We start from the raw sequence: 8,734 nt of genomic DNA, 5'->3' as shown, positions 1-8,734 counted from the left end.
CGACCCGAACGCCGAGCTGCGGACCGTCGTTGCCGCAGGCGCGATCCCGTGCTCGGAGGGCTCGAAGTGCGTTGGCGACGAGTTCCTGGTCACGTGCGGCGTGGAGGGCACCGATCCGTGGATCACCTGCCGCGGAGGCCGCGACGCCGTCGTGTTCCTCTACTGATCAGAGCGGCCCGAATCACTTCTCCAGGAGAGCTCCGACATGTCTCGATCGTGGCTGCCTGCCGCTGGCCCACCGCGCGCGGTGCTACCTTGGCCGGGTGGATCGGTTCGTCTTGCCCGCTGCGGCCAGCATCGTAGTCGGCCTGTTGCTGGGCGCCGCCGCCATCTTCGGGGTCACGCTGATGGTGCAGCAGGACACCAAGCCGCCGCTGCAGGCTGGCGACCCGGCGTCGTCGGTGCTCAACAGGGTCGAGTACGGCGACCGGGCCTAATCCCCGGTCGCTACGCTCCTGCCGTCCGTACGTAACTCTCAGGTCACACGCTCCTGCCCCCTCAACCCGAACTCCTGGTCACGGCGCCACTGTCGCGCCGTTGGCTGTGGCTCGTCGGCGCCGTCGCGCTGGCGTGCGCGTTCGCCCAGTCACCCGGGCAGATCTCCCCCGACACCAAACTCGACCTGACGGCGAACCCGCTGCGCTTCCTGTCCCGCGCAGCGAATCTGTGGAACAGCGACCTGCCGTTCGGGCAGACGCAGAACCAGGCCTACGGCTACCTGTTTCCCCACGGCGCCTTCTTCCTCGCCGGTGACGTGCTCGGGTTGCCGGGCTGGGTGACCCAGCGCCTGTGGTGGGCGCTACTGCTTGGCGTCGGATTCTGGGGCATCGTGCGCCTTGCCGAGGCCCTCGACATCGGTAGCCCCACCTCGAGGGTCATCGCCGCGGTCGCGTTCACGCTGTCGCCGCGGGTGCTGACGACGCTTGGTGCGATTTCGTCGGAGACGCTGCCGATGATGCTGGCGCCGTGGGTGCTGCTGCCCGTGATCCTCGCGTTGCGTGGACGCGGCGCGGGCGGGACGGCAGAGGTGGGAAGCGGATCCGTACGGGTGCTGGCCGCCAGGTCGGCACTGGCCGTCGCGCTGATGGGCGCGGTCAACGCCGTCGCCACCCTGACTGCCTGCCTGGCCGCGCTGATCTGGTGGGCGGCCCACCGGCCCAACAAGCTGTGGTGGCGGTTCACCGCATGGTGGTCGCTGTCGGCGGTGCTGGCGGTGACGTGGTGGGTGATCGCGCTGTTCCTGCTCGGCCGGGTCAGCCCACCGTTCCTCGACTTCATCGAATCGTCCGGGGTCACCACGCAGTGGCTGTCGCTGACGGAGGTGCTGCGCGGCACCTACAGCTGGACGCCATTCGTGGCGCCGAACGCCACCGCCGGAGCGTCGCTGGTGACGGGGTCGGTGGCGGTGCTGGCGACCACGCTGGTGGCCGCGGCGGGGCTGGCCGGGCTGGCATTGCGGTCGATGCCGGCCCGTGGCCGGCTGATCGTCAGCCTCCTCATCGGCCTGGCGCTGTTGGGCGTCGGGTACTCGGGTGGCCTCGGATCTCCGTTCGCCCACCAGGTGCAGGCGTTTCTTGACGCCGACGGCACGCCCCTGCGCAACGTGCACAAGCTCGAGCCGTTGATCCGGCTGCCGCTGGTACTCGGCCTCGCGCACCTACTGGGTCGCGTCCCACTTCCAGGCAGCACGCCGCGGCGCGAGTGGTTGCAGGCCTACGCGCACCCAGAACGCGACAAGCGGGTCGCCGTTGGCGCCGTCGCCCTCGTCGCGCTCACCGTGGCCACGTCGCTGGCCTGGACCGGACGCCTCAATCCGCCTGGGTCGTTCACGGCGATCCCGCAGTACTGGCACGAGGCGGCGGACTGGCTCGACCAGCACAACCGGGCTCCGGGCGGCCAAGCCACTGGCCGCGTGCTCGTAGTTCCCGGCGCGCCGTTCGCGACGCAGGTGTGGGGCAACAGTCACGACGAGCCGCTACAGGTGCTCGGCGCCAGCCCGTGGGGGGTGCGCGACTCGATCCCCCTGACACCGTCTGCGACGATCCGCGCCCTTGACTCGGTGCAGCAGTTGTTCGCCGCGGGCAGGCCGTCGGCTGGCCTAGCCGATACCCTTGCACGACAAGGTATCTCGTACCTGGCGGTGCGCAACGACCTCGACCCCGCGACGTCGCGGTCCGCGCGTCCGCTGCTGGTTCACCGGGTCTTGGAGAACTCGGGCGGGCTCGTCAAAATGGCGCAGTTCGGCGATCCGGTCGGTCCAGGCACGCTGAAGGGGTTCATCACCGACAGCGGGCTGCGGCCGTCGTATCCGGCGGTGGAGATCTACCGGGTCGACGGTGCAGGGGTTGATGCTTCAGATCCCATGCACCCGTACCTGACCGATGCCGGCGCCATGGCCCGTGTCGACGGAGGCCCCGAGTCGCTGCTGCGAATCGACGAGCGGCGCCGCCTGCTCGGCAAGCCGCCGCTTGGTCCGATGCTCCTGACGGCCGATGCCCGCGCAGCCGGACTGCAGGCACCCGTCGTCACCGTCACGGACGCCCCGATGGCCCGCGAAACCGACTATGGCCGCGTCGATGACCACTCCTCGGCCGTCCGCGCACCCGGCGACTCGCGGAAAACGTTCAACCGCGTGATGGACTACCCGGCCGGAGGTGCCGACGTCGTCTACGGCCGTTGGCCCGGCGGGCGGGTGTCGGTGTCGAGTTCGGCAGCGGACTCCACGGCGCTGCCCTTCGTCGCGCCCGCGACCGGTCCGGCAGCCGCGATCGACGGCGATCCCGCGACCAGCTGGGTGTCCAACTCGCTGCAATCGGCTGTGGGCCAATGGCTTCAGGTGGACTTCGATCGCCCGATCGCCAACGCGGCGGTCACCATCACACCCAGTGCCACCGCCGTCGGTGCGCAGGTGCGGCGCATAGAGGTGTCGACCGCCACCGGCACCAGCACCCTGCGCTTCGACGCGGCGGGCAAGGCCCTTTCGGCCGCGCTGCCGATCGGCGAGACGCCGTGGGTGAGGTTCACGGCCGTCGCGACCAACGACGGCTCGCCGGGAGTCCAGTTCGGCATCACCGACTTTGCGATCACGCAGTACGACGCGTCCGGATTCGCCCAGCCGGTCAGCCTGCGTCACACCGTCGACGTGCCAGCCCCACCGCCGGGTTCCGCCGTCGCACAGTGGGATCTGGGTCAGGAGTTGCTCGGTCGTCCCGGCTGCGCGGACGGACCCGACGGGGTGCGGTGCGCGGCGACGATGGCCCTGACGCCAGAGGAGCCGGTCAACCTGAGTCGCACGCTGTCGGTGCCCGAGGCCACGACGGTGACGCCAACGGTGTGGGTGCGGGCGCGCCAAGGACCCAACCTCGCCGACCTGATCGCCCAACCCGGTACCGCCCGCACGGGAGGCGACGCCGACCTCATCGACGTGCTCGGCTCCGCGTACGCCGCGAGCGATGGCGACCCGCGCACGTCGTGGACCGCGCCGCAGAACATCGTGCAGCACCGGACAGGCGCCAACCTGACCCTGAAGCTGCCAACGGCCACGAACGTCGCCGCGCTGCGGCTGACGCCAAGCCCGTCGGAGTTACCCGCGCACCCGACGCTGGTGGCCGTCGATCTCGGCGACGGCCCTCAGGTCCGCAGACTCGACGCCGATGGCCCGCAGACCATCGATCTCAAACCCCGCGTCACCGACACCGTCAAGCTGTCGATTCTGGACTGGAACGACGTGATCGACCGCACTGCACTGGGTTTCGATCAGGTCAAGCCACCAGGGCTGGCCGAGGTGACGGCACTTGACGGTCGCGGCGCACCGATCGCCACCCCGGACGCCGCGCGCAACCGCGGCCGCCCGATCACACTGCCATGCGGCAAGGGCCCGATCATCGGCGTCGCCGGACAGTTCATCCAGACGTCGGTGGACACCACCGTCGGCGCGCTTCTGGACGGTGAACCCGTCGCCGCCAAACCGTGCCTGCAGGCGCCGATCGCGTTGCCCGCAGGTCAGCAGGAGCTGGTGATCAGCCCTGGCTCGGCGTTCGTCGCCGACGGCGTCCAGCTTGCCGGGCCGCTCGCGGCGCAATTGCCCACTGCTCCAAGGCTTCCCACGCAGATCACCCAGTGGCGGGCCGACCACCGGGAGCTCGACGTCGCCGCCTCGGCTGTCCAGCGGGTGCTGGTGGTGCCCGAGAGCATCAACCCCGGCTGGACCGCCCGCCGCTCCGACGGCATTCCCCTGACACCGATCACCGTCAATGGGTGGCAGCAGGGCTGGGTCGTTCCCCCCGACACCTCGGGGGCCATCACCCTCGACTTCGCCTCGAACACGACGTACCGCGTCGGCCTCTTCGGCGGACTGGCACTGCTCCCCTTGTTGTTCCTGCTCGCCTTCCTCCCCGTCCGTCGGCCCCGACCGCCGGGCGTGCCTGCCCGACCATGGCGGCCGGGGCCGATCACCGCGGGCGCCGCAGTGCTCGCCGTCGGGTTCCTCGTCTCGGGGCTCGCCGGGATCGTGGTGGTGGGCGCCGCCATCGGCCTGCGCCGGCTACTGCGGACACGGCCGCTCGTGTCGGACCGGGTCACGCTCGGCGCCGCCGCGGCCGGGCTGATCCTGGCCGGCGCCGTTCTCAGCAGATATCCGTGGCGGTCCGTGGACGGGTACATCGGCCACGCCTGGGGCGTGCAGCTGTTGGCACTGATCTCGGTCGCCGCACTCGCTGCGTCGACGGTGCCGATGACTCGCCCGTAGCATCGCCATGGTCTACGGCGACGGGAGCGCAGCCATGAGTGGGTCAACGGTCAACACCGCACGCGGAGCCATCGACGTCCAGGACCTCGGCGGGACGCTCATGCACGAGCACGTCTTCATCATGACCACCGAGATCATGGAGAACTATCCGGAGGGCTGGGGGGACGGCGCCAGACGCGAGGCGGATGCTGTGGTTCGACTCAACGAGCTGAAGTCACGCGGCGTCGACACGATCGTCGACCTCACCGTCGTCGGCCTGGGCCGGTACATCCCCCGCATCGCCCGCGTCGCCGCGCAGACGGAGCTGAACATCGTCGTCGCGACGGGCCTCTACACCTACAACGACGTCCCGATGTACTTCCACTACCTGGGGCCGGGCGCCGAACTCGGCGGCCCGGAGACCATGACCGACATGTTCGTCCGCGACATCGAGCACGGCATCGCCGACACCGGCGTTAAGGCCGCAATCCTGAAGTGCGCCACCGACGAACCGGGCGTCACCCCTGGCGTCGAGCGGGTGCTACGAGCGGTCGCACAGGCGCACCGCCAGACCGGCGTCCCGATCTCCACCCACACCCACGCCGCAAGCCGCCGCGGTCTCGAACAGCAGCGGATCTTCGCCGAGGAGGGCGTAGACCTGACCCGCGTCGTGATCGGCCACTGCGGCGACACCACCGACATTGCGTATCTGGAGGAGTTGATCGCCGCGGGTTCGTACATCGGAATGGACCGCTTCGGCATCGACGCGGTCCTGGGGTTCGAGGACCGGGTCGATACGGTGGCGACGATGTGCGAGCGCGGCCACGCGGACAAGATGGTGCTTTCCCACGACGCCTCCTGCTATTTCGACGCGCTACCCGAGGCGACACTGCCGGTCGCGCTGCCCAACTGGCACTACCTGCACATCCACGACGACGTCATCCCCGCGCTCAAACGACGCGGGGTCACCGAGGAACAACTCACCGCGATGCTGGTGGACAATCCCCAGCGCATCTTCTCCGCCAGGGGCGGGTACTGACGTGGTCGACGGGGTCATTGTGCGACGGCGGGCTCGGGCGCATCACTGACCGAACTGTCCAGCGGCGTAATTGAGTTACGTATCTCCCAGCGCCGCAACGCATTTCGGCATGGAGATTCGACGAGCGCATAGCTCACCGCCGCGATCGCGAAGCCGAACACCAGCGTCAGCGCCAGCACCAGCGGCATGTGCCCGTTGAATGGGAACTCCCCGATCACCGGAAACACCATCGCCAGTGCCGCGAGGTGCCAGACGAACAATCCATAGGACCAACGACCGAGCGTCACCATCGGCGTACTCCCGAGCAACCGGTGCGGGGTTTCCGGACCCTCGTCATTCCCCGGTCGCTCCGCTCCTGCCCTCCGGTCGAGCACCAGCGGCGCAAGCAGCGCACCCGCGACCACCGCGCCCATCGACACCTTGATGAGGAACTGCCCCAGAGTGCCCGGCGCCAGACCCGCGGGGCCGGCAATCGGCGACGCGGCCAGCCCGTACGCCGTGACCGCGACGACCGCCATCAGGACCCTGCGGCGCGCCAACCTGTGGGCCCACCCCACCGGGCTCACTGTCAGCTCTGCGAGCAGCATGCCCGCGGCGAACCAGGAGAAGAACGCGGGGGGCCACGTCAGCGGGTTGACGCCGAAGGGCACGGAGAACGGGATCAGCCCCCACGCGAAGCTCGCCAGCGCGAAGAAGGCGATGGCCGGTATCCGGGCGCGCACCGGCAGCCAGCGGGCCAACAGCGCCAGAAACGGCAGGGCGAGGTAGAAGCTCACCTCGACCGACAGACTCCACATCTGCGTAAGCCCGGACGTCAAGGTCAGTGGCACGTAGATCTGGGTCAGCGTCAGATTGGCCAGCCAAACCGTCAGATCGGCGTTGGCCTCGGGAAACAGAGTCAGGATCAACACCACCGCAACCAGGTAGCCGGGCATGATGCGCACGATTCTGGACCGCAGGTAGTGACCCGTCGGCGGGACGCGACGCAGGCCGCGCGCCGATGCGGCGTGCCCGCGCCACAGCAGGAATCCCGACAGCGAGAAGAACACCGCGACCGCAAGGTCGAAGCGCCCGAGGAGCCTGCCGGTGCTCCAGGTCGTGTGCCCGGTCTGGAACGCCACGTGGGTGATCACCACGCCGATGGCGGCGCAGGCTCGCATGCCTTCGACGGCAGGCAGGAAACTGCGATCCTGCCCGCCGGAGACACTCCCCGAGCCTGTCCGACTGCCGCCCATGGCGACCAGTGTGCCCGATGACCTTGTCCTAAGCACTGGCCTCATCATCGGCTGTTAGGGTCGACACGGTTTGCCTCAGCTGCCTACGGGGCAGCTCAGGGCGTGGGTGGAGTCGTCTCGCGACGAGAAGGAGGCACGGTTTGAACCGCGCAGTGGCGCTGCGGATCGCGGCGTGCGGGCTCATGGGCCTCGGTGCCGCCCTTCTCATCGCCGCACTTCTGTTGTCGACCTACACCAAGGGCAAGATCGCCAAGATCCCGCTCAACATCGACACCACGCTGGTCAGCGACGGCTCGGGAACGGTCTTCGACCCAGCCTCGCTGTCCGGCACGAAGTTCGTGATCGACAAGAACGTGCCCGTCACGTTCCAGCAGCAGATCAGCGTCGAGGCGCCGTCGAACGCCGACGTCGTCACGTTGCAGGTCGGCAACACGGTTCGCCGGACCGACAAGCAAAAGGACAACGGCCTGCTCCTGGCTCTCGTCGACACCGTCACGCTGGACCGCAAGACCGCATTGGCGGTGTCGAGCGATACCAATCCCGGCGGCTCGGTGCAGAAGCCGCGCAGCATCTCCGATCCCCAACCGCCGACCAATGTAGCGCTGCCGCACGAGGGTCTGGCCTATCGCTTCCCGTTCGACACCCAGAAGAAGACGTACCCATACTTCGATCCGATCGCGCAGAAGGCGTACGACGCCAACTACGACGGCGAAGAGGACGTCAACGGGCTGAACACCTTCCGGTTCACCCAGAACGTGGGCTACGACGCCGACGGCAAGCTGGTGGAACCGGTCAAGTACGCGTCGCTCTACGGTGACGACGCCGACAGCACCGTCTCCGCGCGCGCCGAGCTGTGGGGCCTGCCCGGCGGGCCCGACGAGCAGATCACGATGACCCGGTACTACGCCGCACAACGGACGTTCTGGGTGGATCCCGTCTCGGGAACCATCGTCAAGGCCGAGGAGCACGGCTACCACTACTACGCCCGCGATGCCCTGAAGCCCGAGGTCACGTTCGCCGACTACAAGGTCACGACCAACGAGGAAACCGTCGAGGCGCAGGTGGCCAGTGCACGCGACGAGGGCGACGTCGTCTCCCTGTGGGGCCGGATCCTGCCGATCACCTTCACCGGCGTCGGCCTGCTGGCTCTGGTGGGTGGTGTGCTGCTCGGCTCGTTCACCCTGAGGGCAGAGTCCGCACTGATCGACCCCGGCCTCGATGACACCGGGCACGGGTTCTTCGGCAGGCGCCCCGCCGACACCGGTCCGATGCCCGCCGCCGAGGCCGCGACCGAGAAGATACCCACGCAGAGACCATCGGATCTGCCTCCGGACCGACCAGTCTGATCGCTCGGTCCCCGGGTCACGGCGCTCTCCCCCACAAGGGGGGGTACCGGTGGGCCGTGCCCGTTTACGCGCTAGCACTGTCCCTGGCGGTGACGGCGCCCCTGCTGGCGCCGGGTTACCTGCTGCTCCGTGACGCCGTGTCCACGCCGCGCGCATATCTGACCGACGCCGCGTTGGGGCTGACCGAGGCCGCACCCCGGGCGCTGCCGCAGGACTTCGCGGTGGCGCTGGCGTCGCACGTCGTCGACGGCGGTGTGGTGGTCAAGGTGTTGCTGATCGCCGGGCTGTGGCTCGCCGGCTGGGGTGCCGCGCGCCTGGCCGCGGTCGTGGTTCCCGCCTCCGGCATGCCCGGCCAGTTCGTCGCCGCGACGCTCGCGGTGTGGAATCC

5 protein-coding genes and 1 pseudogene are annotated in these 8,734 nt (G+C 69.2%); 5 read left to right on the top strand and 1 reads right to left on the bottom strand.

Annotated features, from left to right (window positions below):
- Positions 1-263: 263 nt before the first annotated feature.
- The 3 genes from QOI01_RS20980 to QOI01_RS20970 all read left to right on the top strand — a co-directional run bounded on the left by QOI01_RS20980 (position 264) and on the right by QOI01_RS20970 (position 5,765).
- Positions 264-437, top strand: coding sequence for a DUF2613 family protein (locus QOI01_RS20980; protein ID WP_526384333.1), 174 nt, complete (start codon positions 264-266; stop codon positions 435-437).
- Positions 438-511: 74 nt separating this feature from the next.
- Complete coding sequence (locus QOI01_RS20975) at positions 512-4,747, top strand: alpha-(1->3)-arabinofuranosyltransferase domain-containing protein (protein ID WP_526384335.1); 4,236 nt, start codon at positions 512-514, stop codon at positions 4,745-4,747.
- Positions 4,748-4,781: 34 nt separating this feature from the next.
- A complete protein-coding gene (locus tag QOI01_RS20970; RefSeq protein ID WP_526384331.1) occupies positions 4,782-5,765 on the top strand; it encodes a phosphotriesterase family protein in 984 nt (327 codons plus the stop codon).
- Between the two features lie 14 nt (positions 5,766-5,779).
- On the opposite strand, the gene QOI01_RS20965 is transcribed toward QOI01_RS20970, so the two are convergent.
- Complete coding sequence (locus QOI01_RS20965) at positions 5,780-7,000, bottom strand: acyltransferase family protein (protein ID WP_526384329.1); 1,221 nt, start codon at positions 6,998-7,000, stop codon at positions 5,780-5,782.
- 140 nt (positions 7,001-7,140) lie between these two features.
- On the opposite strand from QOI01_RS20965, the gene pgfA reads away from it, so the two are divergent.
- On the top strand, positions 7,141-8,346 hold the full coding sequence (gene pgfA / locus QOI01_RS20960; protein WP_526384327.1) for a cell envelope lipid trafficking protein PgfA: 1,206 nt from the start codon (positions 7,141-7,143) through the stop codon (positions 8,344-8,346).
- Between the two features lie 56 nt (positions 8,347-8,402).
- Positions 8,403-8,734, top strand: a pseudogene (locus tag QOI01_RS20955) (hypothetical protein); the annotation flags it as partial.

Origin of the sequence: Mycobacterium sp. (assembly GCF_032162605.1) — a bacterium.
Lineage (GTDB): Bacteria > Actinomycetota > Actinomycetes > Mycobacteriales > Mycobacteriaceae > Mycobacterium.
Note: the sequence above shows the minus strand (reverse complement) of the source record. Positions and strands in the feature narration are given on the sequence as shown.

What these genes read in the sequence shown, in the direction of transcription:
- QOI01_RS20965 (WP_526384329.1), bottom strand. Translation starts at nt 7,000, where the DNA reads ATGGGCGGCAGTCGGACAGGCTCGGGGAGTGTCTCCGGCGGGCAGGAT.
- QOI01_RS20970 (WP_526384331.1), top strand. Translation starts at nt 4,782, where the DNA reads ATGAGTGGGTCAACGGTCAACACCGCACGCGGAGCCATCGACGTCCAG.